The sequence below is a fragment of the Thioclava sp. ES.031 genome (assembly GCF_002563775.1).
GTDB lineage: Bacteria > Pseudomonadota > Alphaproteobacteria > Rhodobacterales > Rhodobacteraceae > Thioclava.
In genome coordinates this window covers 2,849,889-2,868,848 of the sequence record NZ_PDJO01000001.1, presented here as the reverse complement: position 1 = coordinate 2,868,848, position 18,960 = coordinate 2,849,889, and the positions used below count along the sequence as shown (strand labels likewise).

Below are 18,960 nucleotides of genomic sequence, written 5' to 3'. Positions count from 1 at the left end.
CGGGCATCCCTCGCGCTCGTCACGTCATGCGTCCCTTATCCTGATCCTGTGCACGGGCCAAGACAAGGGGGCGGGAGCGAATAGGAAAGGGGGCGAGGGCGCATGCAACAGGGCCCGAGCGCTCTTGCCATTGCCCGCGCCTTGGGCGAGCGTGCGCGCGAAGGAGCCCCCGCATGTATATCTCGATCGCCTCGCTTGTGGGCGCCTATCTTCTGAGCCAGTTCTATCGCACCTGTTTGGCGGTGCTGACGCCCGTTCTGGGCAAGGAAATCGGCGTGACGCCGGGCGATCTCGCCGTGTCTCTGGGGCTTTGGTACGGGGCGTTCGCGCTGATCCAGATCCCGATCGGCGAGGCGTTGGACCGGATCGGGCCGCGCCGCACCGTGGGCGTGTTGATGGCGCTTGGCGGGGGCGGGGGCGCTGCCGTCTTCGCGATGGCACAGGGGCCGATGGGCATCCACATCGCGATGATCCTGATCGGGGCGGGCTGCGCGCCGGTGCTGGTAGGCAGCTATTTCATCTTCGCGCGCAGCTTCAAGCCGGCGCTGTTCGGCACGCTCGCGGCCTCGATGATCGGCGCGGGGAGCCTTGGCAATCTCGCGGGCGCGGCGCCGCTGGCGGCCTCCATCGAGGCTTTCGGCTGGCGTCCGACGCTTTGGGCGCTCTCGGCGCTGACGCTGCTTGTGGCGGCGCTGATCCTGTGGCTCGCGCGCGATCCCGAGCGGGTGGAGCAGCCCGCAGGCCGCCGCGGCACCGCGCTCGACGTGCTGCGCCTGCCGGGCTTCTGGGTGCTGCTGCCGCTGACGGTCGCCAATTACACGGCAGCCGCCGGGATTCGCGGCGTCTGGGCGGGCTCCTATCTGGCCGATGTCTTCGGCGCGGATGCGCAGTTGATCGGCAAGGTGACGCTGGTGATGGGCCTCGCGATGATCGCGGGCAATTTCGCCTATGGTCCGGCGGACAAGATTTTCGGCAGCCACAAGCGGGTCGCGCTCTATGGCAATGCGGTGCTGGCCGTGGCGCTGGCGGGGCTGTTCGTGCTGCCAGGGCAGTCGCTGTGGCTGGCGACGGTTCTTCTGGCCGCGATCGGCTTTTTCGGCGCGTCCTTCCCGGTGATCATGGCGCATGGCCGCACCTTCTACCCGCCGCATCTGACGGGCCGGGGTGTGACGCTGCACAACATGTTCTCGATCATGGGGGTGGCTGCGATGCAATTCGCCTCGCGGCCCGTGTTCGACGCGGTCTCGGTGGGGCACACGCCCGCGGTGGCCTATGGGCTGCTGTTCGCGTTCTTCTTGGCGCCGCTGATGATCGGGTTGGTTTTCTACGTTTTCGCCCGCGACAGCGGCGATGGCATGAGCTAAACCCATCGCATGACCCGGCTTGGATTTCTGATCAATCGCACGCTGCGGCGCGAGGCCCCGCTGGCCGCGCTCTCCGTCTCGCAAAAGGCGCTGCTGGGCGATCTGGCAGGCAAATCCGTCGCGCTTGTGGGCAATGCCCGCGCGCTGGCCGAGGGGCAGGCGGGGGCCGAGATCGACGCGCATGACGTGGTGATCCGGATCAACCGCGCGCCGATGCCCTCGGCGACAAGCCACGGCACGCGCACCGACTGGCTCGCGCTTGCGACCTCGCTGCCCGAAGCCGAGCGCGCCCGCATCGCGCCGTCGCGCATCCTGTGGATGAGCCACAAGCGCAAGCGGCTCGATTGGCAAACCGCCATAAGCCCCGGGTTTTACCTGCACCCGCTGGACGACTACAAGGGGCTGAAGGCCAAGCTCGGCGCGCAGCCCACCACCGGGGCGATGCTGATCGAGATGCTCCTGCGCTCGGATCTGGCGCGGCTCGACCTCTATGGCTTCGATTTCTTCGCCTCGCTTTCGCTGTCGGGGAAGCGCTCGGCGGACAAGGTGCCGCATGACTTCGCGGCAGAGGCAGAGATGGTCGGCGGGTTTCTCGCCTCCGACCCCAGGCTCATTCGGAACTGACCCTGCGTCGAATCCCTTTCATTTCCTGACATAAAGCGGTAGGAAGCCGCGTTCTATTCGAGCAAGGAGGTCCTCATGGGCTATAAAGTCGTCGTTGCAGGCGCCACGGGGAACGTGGGCCGCGAAATGCTGAACATCCTGGCCGAGCGCCAGTTCCCGGTCGATGAACTGGTGCCGCTCGCGTCGCGCCGGAGCCTCGGCACAGAGGTCAGCTTTGGCGATCAGACCCTGAAGACTAAAGATATCGATGGGTTCGACTTCACCGGCTACGACATCGCGCTGTTCGCGATCGGCTCGGACGCCACGAAGAAATACGCACCCATTGCCGCCAAGCAGGGCTGCATCGTGATCGATAACTCGTCGCTCTACCGCTACGACCCGGACGTGCCGCTGGTCGTGCCGGAGGTGAACCCGGAAGCCGTCGACGGTTACGCGAAGAAAAACATCATCGCGAACCCGAACTGCTCGACCGCACAGATGGTCGTGGCGCTCAAGCCGCTGCATGACCGCGCCAAGATCAAGCGCGTCGTGGTCTCGACCTACCAGTCGGTGTCGGGCTCGGGCAAAGAGGCGATCGACGAGCTTTGGAACCAGACCAAGGGCATGTATGTCCCCGGTCAGGAAGTGGAGCCGAAGGTCTATCCGAAGCAGATCGCCTTCAACGTGATCCCGCATATCGACGTGTTCCTCGACGATGGGTCCACCAAGGAAGAGTGGAAGATGGTCGCCGAGACGAAGAAGATCGTCGATCCGAAGATCAAGCTGACCGCGACCTGCGTGCGCGTGCCGGTCTTCGTGGGCCATGCCGAAGCGATCAACATCGAGTTCGAGGACTTCCTCGACGAGGACGAAGCGCGCGACATCCTGCGTGAAGCGCCCGGTATCATGGTTGTCGATAAGCGCGAAGATGGCGGCTACGTCACCCCGGTCGAGTGCGTCGGCGATTTCGCCACCTTCATTTCGCGCATCCGTCAGGACTCGACCATCGAGAACGGCCTGAACATCTGGTGCGTGTCGGACAACCTGCGCAAGGGCGCAGCGCTGAACGCGGTGCAGATCGCCGAGACCCTGGGCAAGCGCGTGCTCAAGAAGGGCTGAGGGTTCGGCCTTATTTGAATTGGGAAACGCCCGGTCGGAAGATCGGGCGTTTTTCTTTTGGCGGTGTTCTCTGAGACGAAGGTCCGCCCGGGCCTCCAGCCCGGGCCGCGCCCGACCCTCCCCCCGGGAGGGCGCATTGGCGATGTCAGCGCGCGCATCACCGTCACTCGGGCTTGCGAGATAAAGCGCCAGGCCACAGGCGGATCGAAGCGCCCACCCAAGGCTCGGGCGCGTCCCTTACCACGATACACAGACGGCCCACTGCGCCGCGTCTCGGGCGCGGCCCGGGGCTGGTCGCCCCGCGCTACAAAGCCTTACCGCGTGACCCGCTTAACCCCGAGATACGTCCCTTCGCCCGCCGCCGCGATCCGCGCCTTGGCGGCCTCGATGCCCTCATAGGCCACGCTCATCGTGTGACCGTTGGCATGGATCATTGTCTCGCCATCGCAGGCGAGCGCCACATGACCTTTCCAGAACAGCAGGTCGCCACGCTGCAGCGGCGCGCCCTCCGGCACGGTCTCGCCCATCTCCGCCCATTGCAGGTCGCTGTCGCCCGGCACGGACTGCCCGCACAGCGCGAAGCCGATCTGCACCAGACCCGAGCAGTCGATCCCCGCACGGCTGTTGCCGCCCCACAGATAGGGCGTGCCCAGCAGCCGCTCGGCCACCGCGACGGGATCGGCCTCGGGCTGGTCGAGCGCGCGCAGATGCTGGCGCGGCACGAAGCCCTCGGCGGTCACGGCGAACATGCCGTCGTTCCCGGTCACTGACAGATGCGCGCCCATCGAGAGCTGCATGACTTCGCCGCGCTTGATCGCCGCCTCGCGATAGACATGCGTCGCAGGTGCGGTGACGACATGGGTGGCCGGCTCGGGCGTGCCGAAGGTATCGGCGGCGATCCAGCCGCAATAGCCATCCCATGCGGCCTGCACGAAGGCGAAGCCGTCGCGCTGGTCGATCACCGTCACCGCGGCGCCAAAAAGAAGCTGCCGGTCGCGCAGGCTTCCGGGCTCGGGGCAGAGATCGGTCACGGGCACGACGATCCGCGCGGGCATGCCGTGGGTGAAGCCTTCCGCCTCGATCTGGCCGCGCAGGGCCTCCAGCGCGATCTCACCTGAATAGGGCAGGCGGCGACGGTCGGTCATTTCAGCACCTCGGGCAGGGCTGCGAGGATCGCCCGCGCGCCTTGGCCGACCCCGCCTTTCGGTCGGGCGGGGGCGGCGGCGGGTTGCCAGCCGTAGATGTCGAAATGGGCGAAGCGCTCTGTCTCGGTCACGAAGCGGCGCAGGAACAGGGCTGCGGTGATCGAGCCCGCCATGCCGCCCGAGGGCGCGTTGTCGAGATCGGCGATGCCGGGTTCGATCTTCGCCTCGTAGGGCGCCCAGAACGGCATCCGCCAGAGCGGGTCTGCCACCGCGCCAGAGGCCGTCGCCAAAGCCTGCGCGACGCCCTCGTCATCGGTGTAGAACGGGTGAATGTCCGGCCCCAGAGCGACCCGCGCGGCCCCCGTCAGCGTCGCCATGCAGATCATCAGATCGGGCGGGGTTTCATCGGCATAGGCGAGCGCATCGGCCAGCACCAGCCGCCCCTCGGCATCGGTATTGTTGATCTCGACGGTCAGTCCCTTGCGGCTGGTCAGGATGTCGCCGGGGCGGAAACTGTCGCCGCCGACCGAGTTCTCGACCGCCGGGACCAGCACCCGCAGGCGCAGCTTCGCGCCGGTCGCCATGATCATATGCGCAAGGCCAAGAACGGTGGCCGAGCCGCCCATATCCTTCTTCATCAGCCCCATCGAGGCTCCGGGCTTGAGGTTCAGCCCGCCCGTGTCGAAACAGACGCCTTTGCCGACCAGAGTCAGCGCAGGCCCTTCGCTGCCCCAGCTCAGTTCGATCAGCCGCGGCATGCGTGGCGAGGCGCGGCCCACCGCGTGGATCATCGGGAAGTTCTGCGTCAGAAGATCGTCGCCCTTGATCACCTTGGCCTCTGCGCCGTGGCGTTCGGCCAGAAGGCGCGCGGCGCCCTCCAGCTCGTCCGGGCCCATATCGGAAGCGGGGGTGTTGATCAGGTCACGGGTGAAGGCCTCGCCCTCGGCCACGGCTTCGATCTGCGCCGCGTCCAAGCCCTCCGGGCAGACCAGCCGCGCTTTCGGCGGCGCGGCTTCGGCATAGCGACCGAACCGATAGCCCGCGAGCAACCAGCCGAGCGCCGTTTCCGCTTTCAATTCTTCCGACAGATCGCCCTCGATCCGCCATGCGCCTTCGGGCAGCGCCGAGGCCGCCCGCGTCAGCGAGAACCGCTCGCGCGCCCGGGCAGCAGAGGTCCCGAGGCCCAGCAGCGCCGCCTCCGCGCCATCCGGCCCGGGCAGAAGCGCGATCTGACCCGCGCTCGCCTTGAAGCCCGTCGCCTCGACGAAGGCGCGCTGCGCGGGAGGCAGATCGGCCAGAGCCTGCTCCAACCCCTCGGGCGCAACGGCGATCAGCGTGCGCGCGGGCGCATCCGCCTCGGCGAAGCGCATCGCGGGTCGGGGGGCGAGAAAGGAAAACTCGGCGGGCATCTCTGCGGTCTTGTCTGCGCTCATGGGGGCGGCTCCTTGGCTCTGGTGGTTGCTTTCGTCCCAGAGCCTAGCGTCGCCGCGCCTGCCCGCAAGGGCCGATCGATCACGCCTCAGGAAGACAGGTTGCCGATATCCCAGACCTCGGTGAGCGAGCGTTCCGCAATCCGGCCCAGCCGCGCCATCACCGCCGCCTGCGCCACCGCATCGCCGCCCGAGATGCAGTCCAGAAGGTCGCGCGCCGTGCTGACCATCGACAGCAGCCCGACCTGTTCGGCCAGCTCCATCACCTCGACGATCGCGCGGCGCAGCTTGGCGCATTGGCCCGATTTCGTGGCCTCTTCCAACGCGCTGAGATGGAAGGCGAGATCTTCGACCGTGGCGCAGATCACCCGCTCCGCCCCGTCCTGTCCCAGCTCTGCATAGAGCACCACCAGCCGCGCCGTATCCAACGACATCTTTTCCTTGCAGCGCAAGCGAGACACCTGTGTCACCCCGACACCCCCTTTGATTTCACCATCGCCCGGGCGGTAACGTGATCGAGAGGTCTCAAGATTTCGTTGAGCGATCCGGAAAATCTACTCGAAACCGGGCGCGCAACGCGCTATTTGACGCAGCGATAAGACGCCAGACACCAGACGAGGGATCGATGAGAGAGCATGTGAAACCGCTGCCCAGCTACCTTGTGAGCCGTTATCAAGGATGGCACGCCACCACTTATAACGAGAACCGCGCCTGGTATCGCCGTCTCGCCTCCGAAGGGCAGCGCCCGCGCTCGATGATCATCGCCTGCTGCGACAGCCGCGTGCATGTGACCTCGATGTTCGGCGCCGATCAGGGCGAGTTCTTCATCCACCGCAATATCGCGAACCTCGTGCCGGAATTCACGCCCGATGGCGATCACCACGGTACCTCGGCTGCGGTCGAATATGCGGTGACCAGCCTGAAGGTCGCGCATCTGATCGTGCTCGGCCACTCCAATTGCGGCGGCGTCGCGGGCTGCCATGCGATGTGCTCGGGCCATGCGCCGGAGCTGGAGGAGAAAAGCTCCTTCGTCGGCACCTGGCTGAACCTGCTGCGCCCGGGCTACGAGCGCGTGACCGACCTGCCCGAGGATCAGCAAGTGCTGGCGCTCGAGCGTGAGGCGGTGAAAGTCAGCCTCGAGAACCTGATGACCTTCCCCTTCGTGCGCGAGGCGCTCGATGCGGATCGGATGACGCTGCACGGGCTGCGCCATGACATCGGCGAAGGCGTGCTCGAACAATATGACGCCGACACGGATCGGTTCGAGACGTTCTGAGGCTTTGCCTTTTCCGTTGGCCCCCCGCGCGGGGCCGACGGCTCCGCTGCGGCGGAAATCCGACTGGTGTTCACGGGCTGTTAAGCTTGATGCGCGAGGCTGGGGGAACCCCGCCAATGCGAACGAGCTTCGACCCGCCATGTCTCAATCTGCATCCCGCTCCTGTTCTCAGCACCGCCTTGTCTCTCTGCGCCTGCCGCTCGATCTGATCGACCGCATCGCGGCGGAAGCGCGTGCGTTCGGTCTGCCCCCGGCAGAGCTGATCCGGCGCGTGTTGCAGGACGGTCTGGCGGAGGAGGCAGCGCCCGAAGCGCCTGCTGCGAAAGCGCCGCTGCCGGAAATGCACGCGGTGCAGGAGGCGCTGGATCAGGCGCGCGACTGGTTCGATCTGCAACATCGGCTGCGGGGGGAGGGCTTCGTTCTGCGGCTTGCAGGCGGCGGGGCCTTGGGGCTGCACGCATGGCCCACCAACCGCTTCCTGATGCTGCTCGACGAGATCGGGCCGAGCCTGACGGAGCTTGTGTTGCGGTTCGGCGCGCCGTTTCCGGGCGACGATGGCGGGCGCACCAAGATCGTAGGTGCGACGGCGGGGCAGGGCGCGACCGTGGAGGAGGGCGCGTCAGCACGGGCGGCTGCTGCCGAATATGCCGCGGCTCAGGCCGCGCAGGCGGCGGGGCCGCAAGCCGCGCCGGACGAGAAGACGCCCAAGGGAACCGAAAAGACCGGGGGTGCAGAGGCGCAGCCCCCCGAGGCGGCGAAGGCCGAGCCGCCCGCGCGCGGGTTCCTGCGCCTCTCGCCGTCGCTGCTCGCGAAACTGCGCGCTGCGGCCGATCCGCGAAACGCGGCCTGATCACGCGGGCCTCGGCCGCGCGCGGGGCTGTTCGCGCAGCCTTGCCTTAGCGCAGGACCTGATCGGTGGGCCAGCTGAGCGTGGTCTCGGTGCGGATCGTCTTGGTCTCGCCTGCGCCCAGATCGAAGCGCCATGCGAGCACGCCGCGGCGATGGTCGTAATCGCTCTCGCTCGCGGGCGGGGTCGCCTTGGTCGTGATCTTCAGGTCTTCCTGTTCGGAATAGGGCACCCGGTCGATCACCCGCATCGGCCAGCCTTTGTCGGTGAGGTTCTTCACCTCGATCTCGACCACCTCGCGGCGCTCATTGGATTTCGAGATGAAGCCGCTATCGCCCTCCATCGTGTCTGGCATACGGCGGTCCACGCGGATGCCTTCGATCGGCCCGAAACCAAGCGTCAGATCGTCACCCGCCGCGACCATCGGCAGATGCGACTGGCCGACCAGCGCGCCATCGGCATAGAGGTTCGCGGGTCCGGGCAACAGGATCTCGCCGGTCGCGTTCTTGCCCTCGGCCACGCGATAGGCCTGCGGATCGGTCAGCGGCGCGGCCTCGGCGAAGACATCCATCGGCAGGGTCTTGGAATCGAGGCTCAGGCGCAGATCGTCCACCCCGTCGCGCAGGTCCACGGCGCTCGGGTAATGGTAGGTCACCGTCTCGCCCTGCATCTGCATATCGGCGCGGTCGCTGATTGCGGCCTCCATCGTCGGCTCGGGCGCAGCACCGGACGCGGCGAGGGAGCGCTTCATCGGCACCGGCGTGGGCGGCGCGTCGGGATCACCGATCCGGGCCAGCCGCGGATAGACCTCGCCGGGTTCCGCCCGTCCGCCGGGACGTGCCGTCGAGAGGGTCAGATCGACGCCGCGCCAATCCTCGCCCGTGGCCTGATGGACCGAGACGAAACGCTCCATGTCCACCGCCCCCTTGTCGCGGTCGAGCCGCAGATCATAGGAGGGCTGCCAGCCCGCATTCTGGACGTAGGAAGTGATCGTCAGCGTGCCCGAGCCCTGCACCTTGGCGCTCAGCACGTCACGATCCTGCGCCGGGTTCAGCAGCGCATCGAGCGCCGTTTGCGCCTGCTTCACCGCCTCTTTCGCAGGATCGAGCGCGGCCTCCGCGCGGCGCGCCTCGGCTTCAGCGGTAATCGCGCGCTCAGAGGCGGTGAGGATCTGATCTTCGACCATCTGCGCCAGTGCGCGCAGCTGTTCGGGCGCGGTCACCTCGGATTGGGTGTTCTTGAGATAGGTGATCTGGTCGCGCGCGGCCTGCGCCTTGGCGCGGATCACGGCCACCGAGTCCTGCTGTTCCGCCAGCGCTTCCTTCGCGGAGGCCAACCGATCCCGCGCGGATTTCACCGCCGCGCTCTCGCCATCGCCCACAGCGGGCGGGCGCCCGGAGATCAGGCTCACCGCGCCGATCTGCACACCGTCACCCGACACCCGCAGCGTCGAGATGTCGGTGCCTTCGGGAAAGCCCGGCACCAGCAGGTCATGGCTGCCCTCGGGCGCGTCCAGCGTCACCTGCCGCACCACCTGCGCGCCGCGCGGAAAGAGCGTCACGGCTGTGATCTTGCCCGGCGCCTCGATCGTGTCGGCCAAGGCGGGCAGGGCGGTCGCGGCCAGCAGGGCCGCCGTCAGGGTGATGCGCATCGGTTCCTCCCAAATCCGTACCAGATTGAGCCTGCGTCGCCCCGCGCGCAGTTGCAAGCCATTGAAATCCGGCGCGGCTCGCCACTGGCGGGAACTCGCCAGAGCGTCCGGGGCGCGGGGCAGGGACGCTGTGCCTGCTTGCCCTTGCGTCCGCAGCCGCGCGCGCTTACGTTGCGCCCTACCTCGGGGTGCCAGCGCAAGGCTGGCTGAGATGCGATCCGCGCGAACCCGTTGAACCTGAACCGGTTAAGACCGGCGGAGGGAAGGTAGCCGGATCTCCCGGCCCCACTCCGCCCGGCAAGCCCAAGGAGTGAGGCATGAAAACCCACCTGATGCTTGCGGGAGCCCTGAGCCTGATCGCCACGATGGCGGCGGCCGAGGACAAGCCCGTACTCACCGTCTACGCGCCCGATTATTTCACGAGCGAATGGGGCCCCGGCCCCGCGATCGAGAAGGGGTTCGAGGCGACCTGCGATTGCGATCTGAAATTCGTGGCGGGCGATGTGCTGCCGCGCATCCTGCTCGAAGGCGACAAGACCTCCGCCGATATCGCGATCGGACTGAACACCGACGTGACCGCGAAGGCGCGCGCCACAGGCCTGTTCGCCCCGCATAACGAGGACACCTCCGATCTGACCATGCCGGTCAAATGGGACGATCCGATCTTTCTGCCCTTCGACTGGTCGGAGCTGGCCTTCGTCTATGACAAGACCAAGCTGAAGAACCCGCCCGCGAGCTTCCAGGACCTTCTGGATGCGCCCGACGACGCCTACAAGATCGTCATCGAGGATCCGCGCAGTTCGGTCGCGGGGCTTTCTCTGCTCTTGTGGGTGAAGGACATCTATGGCGACAAGGCCGAGGAGGCCTGGACGAAGATCGCGCCCAAGGTGCTGACCGTTACGCCGGGCTGGTCCGAGGCCTACGGCATGTTCACCGATGGCGAGGCGGATATGGTGCTCAGCTACGTCACCTCGCCCGCCTATCACATCATGGCCGAGGAGGATGACAGCAAGGTCGCCGCGATCTTCCCCGAGGGGCATTACTTCACCCCCGAACTGGTCGCGCAGCTGAAGACCTCGAAGCATCCCGAGCTGGCGCAGAAATTCCTCGATTACGTGCTCAGCCCCGATTTTCAGGGCATGATCGCGACGGCGAACTGGTCCTTCCCGGCGAAACTGCCCCACGATCAGCTGCCCGAGGTGTTCCGCAACCTGCCGATGCCCGACAAGACGCTCTATCTGGGTGAGGCCGAGGCCGAGAAACTGCGCGGTCCGGCGCTGGAAGAATGGCAACGCGCCTTCTCCAAATAAGACGCACGCCCCTCTGGGCGGTGCTGGCGGGTGCGGCTTTGGCCGCGCTCGTCCTTGGCACGTTGGCGGCGGTGACGTTCCGCGCGGGCGGGCTGACGGGGCTGCGCGAGACCGACCTCGCCGCGATCCGCTTCACGCTGTGGCAGGCGGCGGCCTCGGCGCTGATCTCCTGCGCTCTCGCGATCCCGGTCGCGCGCGCGCTGCACCGGCGCCGCTTTGCGGGGCGGGGGCTGCTGATCTCGCTGCTGGGGGCGCCGTTCATCCTTCCGGTGATCGTCGCCGTCTTCGGGCTGATCGCGGTGTTCGGGCGGCGCGGGCTGGTCAATGCGGCGCTGGCGCCCTTCGGCATCGATCCGATCTCGATTTATGGCGCGCAGGGCGTGATCATCGCCCATGTCTTCTTCAACCTGCCGCTGGCCACGCGGATGATCCTGCACGGCTGGAAGGCGATCCCGGCCGAGCGGTTCCGCCTTGCGGCCACCCTCGGGTTCGGCCCGGCCGAGGTCACCCGCCACCTCGAACGCCCGATGCTGCGCTCGGTTCTGCCCGGTGCGTTTCTTGCGATCTTCCTCGTCTGCCTGACCTCCTTCGCGGTCGCGCTGACACTGGGCGGAGGCCCGCGCGCGACCACGGTGGAGCTGGCGATCTATCAGGCCTTCCGCTTCGATTTCGACATGGGCCGCGCGGCGAGCCTTGCGCTGGTGCAGGTCGCGATCTCGGTCGTGGCGCTGCTGATTGCGGCGCGCGCCACCCTGCCGTCGAGCTTCGGCGCGGGGCATGACCGCCGCGCCACGCCGATCCGGCAGTTGTCCGGCGGGGCGGATCGCGTGGCCTTCGATACGCTCGCGATCCTTCTGGCAGCCGTCTTCCTGCTGCTCCCCATCGGGGCGGTCTTCGCCCGTGGGCTGCCTGCGCTCGCCGAGCTGCCCGCGATGATTTGGCCCGCCACGCTGACCTCGCTGGTGATCGCGCTGGCCTCGACGTTTGTGACCCTCGCCATCGCCCTGCCGCTCGCGCTGGTGGCCACGCGGCGACGCTGGGCGGAGATCGCGGCGATGCTGCCGATGACCGCGTCGAGCCTCGTGATGGGGACCGGCGCCTTCTTGATCGCGCGGCCTTTCGTGAACCCCACGGACCTCGCCCTGCCGATGGTGCTGCTGACCAATGCCGCGCTGTCGGTGCCCTTCGCGACCCGCATCCTGATGCCCGAAATTCGCACGTTGCAGGCCGATTACGACCGGCTCGCCGCCTCGCTCGGGCTGCATGGCTTTGCCCGGCTGCGCCTGCTGACGATCCCGCGCCTTGCCCGTCCGCTGGGCTTTTCGGCGGGGCTGGCTGCGGCCTTCTCGATGGGCGATCTGGGCGTCATCACGCTGTTCTCGGATGGCCAGACCCGCACCCTGCCGCTGGCGCTTTTCCAGCTCATGGGTTCTTATCGCATGGATCAGGCAGCGGGCGCTGCGAGCTTGCTTCTGATCCTCACCTTCGCGCTTTTCTGGGCGCTCGACCGCGCGGGGCATTATGCTGACCCTCGATAGACTGACCCTCACACAGGGCGATTTCCGCCTCGATTCCGATCTCACCATCCAGACCGGTGCGCGGGTTGCACTGATCGGCCCGTCCGGGGCGGGCAAGTCGACGCTGCTTGCGGCCATCGCGGGGTTCTTGTCGCCCGCAAGTGGCCGCATCCTCTGGCAGGGCGAGGACATCACCGCGACGCCACCGGGGGAGCGCCCGCTCTCGATCCTGTTTCAGGACCAGAACCTCTTCCCGCATCTGCGGCTCGAGACCAATCTCGCGCTTGGCCTGAACCCGAAAGGCAAGATCGACGCCACCGACCGCGCCCGGATCGAGACGGCGCTGGCGCGTGTGGGCCTTGAGGGGATGGAGAGGCGCAAACCCGGCGCGCTGTCGGGCGGGCAGCAAAGCCGTGCGGGGCTCGCGCGGACGCTGCTCCGTGGCCGTCCGATCCTGCTGCTCGACGAGCCCTTCGCGGCGCTCGGGCCCGCGCTGAAATCCGAGATGCTGGCGCTGGTGGCCGAGATCGCGCGCGAACAGGGCACGACGGTGCTGATGGTCAGCCACGATCCCGAGGATGCGCGCGCGCTTTGCCCGCAGACGGTTCTGGTGGCCGAGGGCCGCGCCCATGCGCCGCAAGAGACCGGACCGCTTCTCGACGATCCGCCGCCTGCGCTGCGGGACTATCTGGGAGAGTAGGGGCTCTGCCCCTCTTCGCTGGCACGAATTCACCCGGGGATATTTGAACAAGCCCGAAACGGCCTGCGCTTCGGGCTTGCTGGAAATATCCCGGGGGTCCGGGGGCAGTGCCCCCGGCCTTGGGCTCAGTAGATCACGACCGAGCGGATCGACTCGCCCGCATGCATCAGATCGAAGGCCTTGTTGATGTCTTCGAGCGGCATGGTGTGGGTGATCATCGAGTCGATCTCGATCTTGTCGTTCATGTACCACTCGACGAATTTCGGCACATCGGTGCGACCCTTGGCGCCGCCGAACGCGGTGCCTTTCCACGTCCGGCCCGTGACGAGCTGGAACGGGCGGGTGCCGATCTCGGCCCCCGCGGGTGCAACGCCGATGATGACCGACACGCCCCAGCCGCGATGCGAGCATTCCAGCGCGTCGCGCATCACCTGCACGTTGCCCGTGGCGTCGAAGGAATAGTCCACGCCGCCGATCTGGTCGCGCTCGGTCTTGGTCAGGTTGACGATCTGCTGCACCACCGGAACGTCCGATTTCGAGGGGTTCACGAAATGGGTCATGCCGAACTTGCGGGCCATTTCCTCTTTACCGTCGTTCAGGTCCACGCCGATGATCATGTCGGCACCCGCCATGCGCAGGCCCTGGATCACGTTCAGACCGATCCCGCCGAGGCCGAAGACTGCGGCGGTCGAGCCGATCTCAACGCCAGCGGTGTTGATCACCGCGCCGATGCCGGTGGTGACGCCGCAGCCGATATAGCAGATCTTCTCGAACGGCGCGTCGTCGCGGACCTTGGCGAGCGCGATCTCGGGCATCACCGTGTGGTTCGCGAAGGTCGAGCAGCCCATGTAGTGATAGATCGGCGTGCCATCGAGCATCTTGAAACGCGTGGTGCCGTCCGGCATCAGGCCCTGACCTTGGGTGTTGCGGATCGCGGTGCAGAGGTTCGTCTTGCCCGAGAGGCAGGACGGGCATTCGCGGCATTCCGGGGTGTAGAGCGGGATCACGTGATCGCCCGGCTTCAGCGTGGTCACGCCTTCGCCGACCTCGAGCACGATGCCCGCGCCCTCATGGCCGAGGATGGTCGGGAAGATGCCCTCGGGGTCAGCGCCCGAGCGGGTGAATTCGTCGGTGTGGCAGATGCCGGTGGCCTTGATCTCGACGAGCACTTCGCCCGCTTTCGGGCCTTCCAGCTCCACTTCCATGATTTCGAGCGGTTTTCCCGCCTCCAACGCGACTGCGGCACGGGTTCTCATGGGCGCATACTCCTTGTATAAATTCCGCAATAGCCTGCGTTATCGGCGCGGCCAATGCAATGAAGGGTGCGACATGTTGAAACGATTTTTCGTCATGGGTTCGATGCTGGCGCTTGCGGCCTGCGATCCCGCGGGTCCGATGAGCGAGACCCCCTCGGATAGCGCCGCTCCCGCGCCTCAGGCCGAAGCGCCCGCGCCCTATGTCACCCCGCCTGTCACCCTCACCAAAGGCGGCCTGCAGGAGCGTGAGCCCGACACTTGCGGCGCGGTGAACTACACCTCGGTCCTGGGCCAGCCGGCGGCGCAGATTCAGACGCTGGGGATCACCAAACCCTATCGGATCGTGGAATGGCGCGGCGTCGAGGATCAGGTCTACAACCCGCAGCGCGTCGTGTTCCGGCTCGACTCGCGCGGGAATGTCTACAACATCGATTGCGGGTGAGCCTGATGGAACGGAGCAGGGCGCGGATCGGTCTGATCGTCACACTTGGGGTCGCAGCCTTCGGGGTCGCGGCTTGCCAGCCGCACCGCATGCCGCCGCGATCGGGTCCGCCCGCGGTTGGCGTCTGCCCGCCGCCCGGACTTGCGTCGCTCGTGGGGCGGCCTGAAACGGTGCTGGCGGGGCTAACCCTCGCGCGGCCCCATCGCATCATTCATCCGGGCGATGCGGTGACGATGGATTACGCCCCGGGGCGGGTGAATTTCGAGATCGACGAGAACGGCACGATCAAGGCGGTGCGCTGCTACTAGGGCAGGGCGTGCGGCAGATCGGAAAATGAAAAGCCCCGTGTCTGACCAGGACACGAGGCTTTTCTGCAGGAGGGAAAAGCGCCCGACGATACGAACTGGGTGGGGGCTGTTTACCGCACCGTCGGGCTTTTAGCGTTTTCCGCTGATTTGAGGGTGTCGCTGAATCCCGGCAGGAAGGCGCAGGAAATCAGGCATTTTCTAGGTCATATTCCGGCGCGGCAAAGGCGTGTGCAACCTTAGCGCGGGTGGGCTTGATTTGCGCCACGCGCGATGTACCCTTTGTAAATGACGGTTCAAACGCCTTCCCCCCATCCGAACCCTTCCGGCGTGCCGGAGCAGATCGCTTTCGATCGCTCCGAGCTTGGCGTGATCCTGTCGCTTTACGGGCGCGCGGTCGCGGCGGGGGAGTGGCGTGATTACGGGATGAGTTTCCTGCGCGATGTCGCGGTCTTCTCGATCTTTCGCCGCGCCGCCGAAGTGCCGATCTACCGGATCGAGAAACGACCCGCGCTGCGCTCGAAACAGGGGCAATATGCGGTGATCGGGCAGCAGGGGCAGGTGCTTCGGCGCGGCCACGATCTGCGTCAGGTGCTACGCGTGCTCGAGCGCAAGCTGATCCGCGCGGTCGAGTGAGCGCGTCCCGCGCGCAACCAAGGTCTTTCTAAGCAGCCGCGCGCAATGCCATGCGCGTTGCCTCGCAGCCCCTGACTTGCTAAGCCAGCGCCGAAGGAAACCTGCGAGGCGCGCGTCCCATGTCGTTCAACACTTTCGGTCACCAGTTCCGCGTCACCACCTGGGGCGAAAGCCACGGGCCCGCGCTTGGCGCGACGGTGGATGGCTGCCCGCCCGGCATCGAGATCGACGAGGCGTTCATCCAGCAATTCCTCGATCGCCGTCGTCCGGGCCAGTCGAAGGAAACGACCCAGCGCAAGGAGCCTGACGCGGTGCGCATCCTGTCGGGTGTGTTCGAGGGCCGCACGACCGGCACGACGATTCAGCTGATGATCGAGAATACCGACCAGCGCTCGAAGGATTACGGCGAGATCGCGCGGCAGTTCCGCCCCGGTCATGCCGATATCACTTATCACCAGAAATACGGTGTCCGCGACTATCGCGGCGGCGGGCGGTCGAGCGCGCGCGAGACGGCGGCGCGTGTGGCCGCCGGGGGCGTGGCGCAGGCCGCGCTGCGCCAGTTGGTCCCCGATCTGCAGATCTATGGCTACATGGTGCAGATGGGCGCGAAACATCTGGACCGCGCGAAGTTCGACCGGGACGCGATCCTGCAAAACCCGTTCTTCCTGCCCGATGGAGAGGCTGCGGATGAATGGGCCGATTATCTCGCCGCGATCCGCAAGGGGCAGAACTCGGTCGGGGCCGCGATCGAGGTGGTGGCCGAGGGCTGCCCGGCAGGTCTGGGTGCGCCGATCTACGCCAAGATGGATACTGAGCTGGCCGCCGCGATGATGTCGATCAACGCCGTGAAAGGCGTCGAGATCGGCGAGGGCATGGCTGCCGCGGCTCTGACCGGCGTCGAGAATGCCGACGAGATGGTGATGGGCCCCCCCGACGGCGTCGAATACCTGTCGAACCACGCAGGCGGCATCCTTGGCGGGATCACCACCGGCCAGCCGATCACGGTGCGCTTCGCGGTGAAGCCGACCTCGTCGATCCTGACGCCGCGCCGCTCGGTCAATGTCGCGGGCGAAGAGGTGGAGGTGATCACCAAGGGCCGCCACGATCCTTGCGTCGGTATCCGTGCGGTGCCGGTGGCCGAGGCGATGATGGCCTGCGTGATCCTCGATCAGTTCCTGATGGATCGGGCGCAGACCGGCGGTGTGCGCGGCACGATCGGCTGAAGGGGGCGCTGCCCCCGTCGCCGGAGGGCGACATTTGCGAGGAGAGAGGGGGCTCTGCCCCCGCTCCTGCGGAGCCCCCCGGGATATTTTGGCCAAGCCGAAGCTAGGCCGCGGTCTGTCGGTTCGCCGGTGCATTCCGCTATGACGTGACGTGTGCGACCTTGCGGGATGTGAACCGCCCGGTTTATTCTGCGAGCCCGGGTCGGTTTCCCGGGACCGGAGGGCAGATGTCACAGGCAGATCAGATCAATCGCGGGCGCAAGTTCGATCAGGTGCTCGAAGGGGCGCGGACGATCTTTCTGCGCGATGGGTTCGACGGGGCCTCGGTCGATGACATCGCCAAGGAAGCGGGCGTGTCGAAAGCCACGCTCTACAGCTATTTCCCCGATAAGCGGCTGATGTTCGTCGAGGTCGTGCGATCGCAGCTCAAGGAGCAGACCGACAGCGCCGTCGCCACGATCGATTTCAGCGCCGCCCCCGAGGTAGTGCTGTCGCTTGCCGCCGCGCAGATCGTCGACTCGATGAACTGCAAACTCAACCAGGGGCTCTATCGGCTCTGCGTCGCCGAATCCGAGCGGTTTCCCGAACTGGGCCGCGCCTTCTACGCGGCGGGTCCGGAACTGGTGCACGAACTGCTGATGGAGTACCTGCGCTGTGCTGCCGACCGGGGCGAGCTGGTGATCGACGATATCGATCTTGCCGCCTACCTCTTCATCGAGCTGTGCAAATCGGAACTGCACCCCAAGCTTCTGTTCGGGATTTGCGACAGCTTCACCGGTGAGCAGAAAGAGCGCGTGATCCGGGGCGCGGTCGCGATGTTCCTTGCACGCTACGGGGCGAAGGCCTGATTAGGCCAGATCGCGCACCATCCACTGATTGCCTTCACCGCGCTGCAACTGGAAGCGGCCCGTCTTGATCAGCAGGTCCGACAGCTTCGCGCTGCCATAGGTGCGGGTGTCGAAATCCGGGTTCGCCTGCGTGATGAACTGGCCGAGCTGGCCCAGCGAATACCATTCCTCTTCCAGACCGATCGCTTTCATCGCGTTGACGATGATCGGGATCGCGGCTTTGGGCTCCTGCTTGCCGCCCGAAGTTTTCGGGGCGCTGGTGCCGGTCTTGCCTGAGGTGGGCTTGGCGGCGGTGTCGGCGGTGCTGTCGCCATTGCCGAGGTTCTCGACATAGATGAAGCGTTTGCAGGCCTTGCGGAAGGCTTCAGGCGTCTTCTGTTCGCCGATGCCGTAGACGTCCAGGCCCTGCTCGCGGATGCGGGCGGCGAGGCGGGTGAAGTCGCTGTCCGAGGAGACCAACACGAAGCCGTCGAACAGGTCCGAATGCAGGAAATCCATCGCCGCGATGACGAGCCCGATATCGGAGGCGTTCTTGCCCTTCGTATTGGCGAATTGCTGATCCGCGACGAGGCCCAGTTCCGCCACACGCTTGGCCCAGCCCGCGAGGCGCTGCGCCGACCAGTCGCCGTAGATCCGGCGCACCGAGGCTTCGCCCAGCGAGGCGATCTCTTCGAAGATCGCTTCGGCATATCCGGCGGGGACGTTATCGGCGTCGATCAGCACGCACAGGCGCGGGGCGCGGGAGGCGGGGCTGATATGGGGCAGGTCGGAAATGTCGGGCATTGTTACTCCTGTTGTCCCTTCCCAGATAGCCCGCTTGCCCGCGACATCCAAGAGCGCGGACGCTTTGCGCCGCGTCAGCGGAGGGAGAATTTCAGCGCCCCTCGGGGCCGTCATACTGGCGTTCGACCTTGGCGACGCGCAGGGCGTAATGGCGATACCAGCGATCCTTGCCGAGTTGCTGCGCGAGCTGGTGCTTCGCCACCGCCTTCCACGCGATCAGCGCCGCTTCGTCGGCCCAGTAGCTGACGGTGAGGCCGAAGCCTGTTCCATCGCGTGCGCTCTCCATCCCGATATAGCCGGGCTGCTGAGCGGCGAGCGCGGCCATCTGTTCGGCCATGGCGCCATAGCCCTCATCGCTCGCTCCGGGCAGAGAGGCGAAGATCACCGCGTAATAGGGCGGGTCGGGCAGGGGCGCGAAGCCGGGGGGCGGTGTGGGCATCGGGCAGCTCCAGAGAACGGAAAACGCCCCCTCGCGGACGAGGGGGCGTTCATCAGTCTAGCAGGT

The 18,960-nt window shown here is 66.6% G+C and carries 20 protein-coding genes and 1 riboswitch; of the genes, 13 read left to right on the top strand and 7 right to left on the bottom strand.

Going from position 1 to position 18,960, the window contains the following annotated elements; all coding sequences use genetic code 11:
- The first annotated feature begins 173 nt into the window (after positions 1-173).
- From AXZ77_RS13685 to AXZ77_RS13675, 3 genes are all read left to right on the top strand, one after another.
- Positions 174-1,364 carry an MFS transporter gene (locus tag AXZ77_RS13685; protein ID WP_098411572.1) on the top strand — a complete coding sequence of 397 codons (1,191 nt, stop codon included), beginning with the start codon at positions 174-176 and terminating at the stop codon, positions 1,362-1,364.
- Positions 1,365-1,373: 9 nt separating this feature from the next.
- Positions 1,374-1,988, top strand: a complete 615-nt coding sequence (locus tag AXZ77_RS13680; RefSeq protein WP_098411571.1) for a glycosyltransferase family 29 protein — start codon at positions 1,374-1,376, stop codon at positions 1,986-1,988.
- A gap of 75 nt (positions 1,989-2,063) precedes the next feature.
- Positions 2,064-3,086 carry an aspartate-semialdehyde dehydrogenase gene (locus AXZ77_RS13675; RefSeq protein ID WP_098411570.1) on the top strand — a complete coding sequence of 341 codons (1,023 nt, stop codon included), beginning with the start codon at positions 2,064-2,066 and terminating at the stop codon, positions 3,084-3,086.
- A gap of 314 nt (positions 3,087-3,400) precedes the next feature.
- Here AXZ77_RS13675 and AXZ77_RS13670 read toward each other — a convergent pair whose 3' ends face one another.
- The 3 genes from AXZ77_RS13670 to AXZ77_RS13660 form a co-directional block, all read right to left on the bottom strand.
- Entirely contained in the window at positions 3,401-4,231 is an 831-nt protein-coding gene (locus AXZ77_RS13670; RefSeq protein ID WP_098411569.1) for a C40 family peptidase, read from the bottom strand.
- Positions 4,228-5,664: a M17 family metallopeptidase gene (locus AXZ77_RS13665; protein ID WP_255266504.1), complete on the bottom strand. Its 1,437-nt coding sequence runs from the start codon at positions 5,662-5,664 to the stop codon at positions 4,228-4,230. Before AXZ77_RS13665 ends, AXZ77_RS13670 begins: the two co-directional genes overlap by 4 nt.
- Before the next feature lie 86 nt (positions 5,665-5,750).
- A complete protein-coding gene (locus tag AXZ77_RS13660) occupies positions 5,751-6,095 on the bottom strand; it encodes a hypothetical protein (protein ID WP_098411568.1) in 345 nt (114 codons plus the stop codon).
- A 191-nt stretch (positions 6,096-6,286) separates the two neighbouring features.
- Between AXZ77_RS13660 and AXZ77_RS13655 the strand changes: the two genes are divergently transcribed.
- Positions 6,287-6,937, top strand: a complete 651-nt coding sequence (locus AXZ77_RS13655) for a carbonic anhydrase (RefSeq protein ID WP_098411567.1) — start codon at positions 6,287-6,289, stop codon at positions 6,935-6,937.
- 139 nt (positions 6,938-7,076) lie between these two features.
- Positions 7,077-7,787 (top strand): hypothetical protein, encoded by a 711-nt coding sequence (locus AXZ77_RS13650; protein WP_098411566.1) that lies wholly within the window; start codon positions 7,077-7,079, stop codon positions 7,785-7,787.
- Between the two features lie 46 nt (positions 7,788-7,833).
- On the opposite strand, the gene AXZ77_RS13645 is transcribed toward AXZ77_RS13650, so the two are convergent.
- The gene (locus AXZ77_RS13645; protein ID WP_098411565.1) at positions 7,834-9,435 is read right to left on the bottom strand and encodes a DUF4139 domain-containing protein; all 1,602 of its coding nucleotides are present in this window, start codon (positions 9,433-9,435) and stop codon (positions 7,834-7,836) included.
- Between the two features lie 174 nt (positions 9,436-9,609).
- Positions 9,610-9,716: riboswitch (TPP riboswitch) on the top strand.
- 36 nt (positions 9,717-9,752) lie between these two features.
- Here AXZ77_RS13645 and thiB point away from each other — a divergent pair.
- Genes thiB through AXZ77_RS13630 form a run of 3 tightly spaced genes read left to right on the top strand, consistent with a single transcriptional unit; the run spans position 9,753 to position 12,962 of the window.
- The gene (thiB, locus tag AXZ77_RS13640) at positions 9,753-10,745 is read left to right on the top strand and encodes a thiamine ABC transporter substrate binding subunit (RefSeq protein ID WP_098411564.1); all 993 of its coding nucleotides are present in this window, start codon (positions 9,753-9,755) and stop codon (positions 10,743-10,745) included.
- The gene (locus AXZ77_RS13635) at positions 10,721-12,283 is read left to right on the top strand and encodes a thiamine/thiamine pyrophosphate ABC transporter permease ThiP (protein ID WP_098411563.1); all 1,563 of its coding nucleotides are present in this window, start codon (positions 10,721-10,723) and stop codon (positions 12,281-12,283) included. The genes thiB and AXZ77_RS13635 overlap by 25 nt, the downstream gene beginning before the upstream one ends.
- Positions 12,267-12,962, top strand: coding sequence for an ATP-binding cassette domain-containing protein (locus tag AXZ77_RS13630; protein WP_098411562.1), 696 nt, complete (start codon positions 12,267-12,269; stop codon positions 12,960-12,962). Before AXZ77_RS13635 ends, AXZ77_RS13630 begins: the two co-directional genes overlap by 17 nt.
- A gap of 125 nt (positions 12,963-13,087) precedes the next feature.
- On the opposite strand, the gene AXZ77_RS13625 is transcribed toward AXZ77_RS13630, so the two are convergent.
- Positions 13,088-14,218, bottom strand: a complete 1,131-nt coding sequence (locus AXZ77_RS13625; protein ID WP_098411561.1) for an S-(hydroxymethyl)glutathione dehydrogenase/class III alcohol dehydrogenase — start codon at positions 14,216-14,218, stop codon at positions 13,088-13,090.
- A gap of 73 nt (positions 14,219-14,291) precedes the next feature.
- Between AXZ77_RS13625 and AXZ77_RS13620 the strand changes: the two genes are divergently transcribed.
- From AXZ77_RS13620 to AXZ77_RS13600, 5 genes are all read left to right on the top strand, one after another.
- Positions 14,292-14,660, top strand: coding sequence for an I78 family peptidase inhibitor (locus AXZ77_RS13620; RefSeq protein ID WP_098411560.1), 369 nt, complete (start codon positions 14,292-14,294; stop codon positions 14,658-14,660).
- Between the two features lie 5 nt (positions 14,661-14,665).
- On the top strand, positions 14,666-14,968 hold the full coding sequence (locus tag AXZ77_RS19410) for an I78 family peptidase inhibitor (protein ID WP_176536043.1): 303 nt from the start codon (positions 14,666-14,668) through the stop codon (positions 14,966-14,968).
- Between the two features lie 285 nt (positions 14,969-15,253).
- Positions 15,254-15,601 (top strand): DUF2794 domain-containing protein, encoded by a 348-nt coding sequence (locus AXZ77_RS13610; RefSeq protein WP_078547833.1) that lies wholly within the window; start codon positions 15,254-15,256, stop codon positions 15,599-15,601.
- A 119-nt stretch (positions 15,602-15,720) separates the two neighbouring features.
- Positions 15,721-16,824, top strand: coding sequence for a chorismate synthase (gene aroC / locus AXZ77_RS13605; RefSeq protein ID WP_098411559.1), 1,104 nt, complete (start codon positions 15,721-15,723; stop codon positions 16,822-16,824).
- 227 nt (positions 16,825-17,051) lie between these two features.
- Positions 17,052-17,672, top strand: a complete 621-nt coding sequence (locus tag AXZ77_RS13600) for a TetR/AcrR family transcriptional regulator (protein WP_098411558.1) — start codon at positions 17,052-17,054, stop codon at positions 17,670-17,672.
- On the opposite strand, the gene AXZ77_RS13595 is transcribed toward AXZ77_RS13600, so the two are convergent.
- A complete protein-coding gene (locus AXZ77_RS13595; RefSeq protein WP_098411557.1) occupies positions 17,673-18,455 on the bottom strand; it encodes an NYN domain-containing protein in 783 nt (260 codons plus the stop codon).
- 91 nt (positions 18,456-18,546) lie between these two features.
- Positions 18,547-18,894 (bottom strand): antibiotic biosynthesis monooxygenase, encoded by a 348-nt coding sequence (locus AXZ77_RS13590; protein ID WP_098411556.1) that lies wholly within the window; start codon positions 18,892-18,894, stop codon positions 18,547-18,549.
- Positions 18,895-18,960 lie beyond the last annotated feature (66 nt).

Coding starts and splice junctions, on each gene's coding strand:
- AXZ77_RS13685 (WP_098411572.1), top strand. CDS start 174: ATGTATATCTCGATCGCCTCGCTTGTGGGCGCCTATCTTCTGAGCCAG.
- AXZ77_RS13680 (WP_098411571.1), top strand. CDS start 1,374: ATGACCCGGCTTGGATTTCTGATCAATCGCACGCTGCGGCGCGAGGCC.
- AXZ77_RS13675 (WP_098411570.1), top strand. CDS start 2,064: ATGGGCTATAAAGTCGTCGTTGCAGGCGCCACGGGGAACGTGGGCCGC.
- AXZ77_RS13670 (WP_098411569.1), bottom strand. CDS start 4,231: ATGACCGACCGTCGCCGCCTGCCCTATTCAGGTGAGATCGCGCTGGAG.
- AXZ77_RS13665 (WP_255266504.1), bottom strand. CDS start 5,664: ATGAGCGCAGACAAGACCGCAGAGATGCCCGCCGAGTTTTCCTTTCTC.
- AXZ77_RS13660 (WP_098411568.1), bottom strand. CDS start 6,095: ATGTCGTTGGATACGGCGCGGCTGGTGGTGCTCTATGCAGAGCTGGGA.
- AXZ77_RS13655 (WP_098411567.1), top strand. CDS start 6,287: ATGAGAGAGCATGTGAAACCGCTGCCCAGCTACCTTGTGAGCCGTTAT.
- AXZ77_RS13650 (WP_098411566.1), top strand. CDS start 7,077: ATGTCTCAATCTGCATCCCGCTCCTGTTCTCAGCACCGCCTTGTCTCT.
- AXZ77_RS13645 (WP_098411565.1), bottom strand. CDS start 9,435: ATGCGCATCACCCTGACGGCGGCCCTGCTGGCCGCGACCGCCCTGCCC.
- thiB (WP_098411564.1), top strand. CDS start 9,753: ATGAAAACCCACCTGATGCTTGCGGGAGCCCTGAGCCTGATCGCCACG.
- AXZ77_RS13635 (WP_098411563.1), top strand. CDS start 10,721: ATGGCAACGCGCCTTCTCCAAATAAGACGCACGCCCCTCTGGGCGGTG.
- AXZ77_RS13630 (WP_098411562.1), top strand. CDS start 12,267: ATGCTGACCCTCGATAGACTGACCCTCACACAGGGCGATTTCCGCCTC.
- AXZ77_RS13625 (WP_098411561.1), bottom strand. CDS start 14,218: ATGAGAACCCGTGCCGCAGTCGCGTTGGAGGCGGGAAAACCGCTCGAA.
- AXZ77_RS13620 (WP_098411560.1), top strand. CDS start 14,292: ATGTTGAAACGATTTTTCGTCATGGGTTCGATGCTGGCGCTTGCGGCC.
- AXZ77_RS19410 (WP_176536043.1), top strand. CDS start 14,666: ATGGAACGGAGCAGGGCGCGGATCGGTCTGATCGTCACACTTGGGGTC.
- AXZ77_RS13610 (WP_078547833.1), top strand. CDS start 15,254: ATGACGGTTCAAACGCCTTCCCCCCATCCGAACCCTTCCGGCGTGCCG.
- aroC (WP_098411559.1), top strand. CDS start 15,721: ATGTCGTTCAACACTTTCGGTCACCAGTTCCGCGTCACCACCTGGGGC.
- AXZ77_RS13600 (WP_098411558.1), top strand. CDS start 17,052: ATGTCACAGGCAGATCAGATCAATCGCGGGCGCAAGTTCGATCAGGTG.
- AXZ77_RS13595 (WP_098411557.1), bottom strand. CDS start 18,455: ATGCCCGACATTTCCGACCTGCCCCATATCAGCCCCGCCTCCCGCGCC.
- AXZ77_RS13590 (WP_098411556.1), bottom strand. CDS start 18,894: ATGCCCACACCGCCCCCCGGCTTCGCGCCCCTGCCCGACCCGCCCTAT.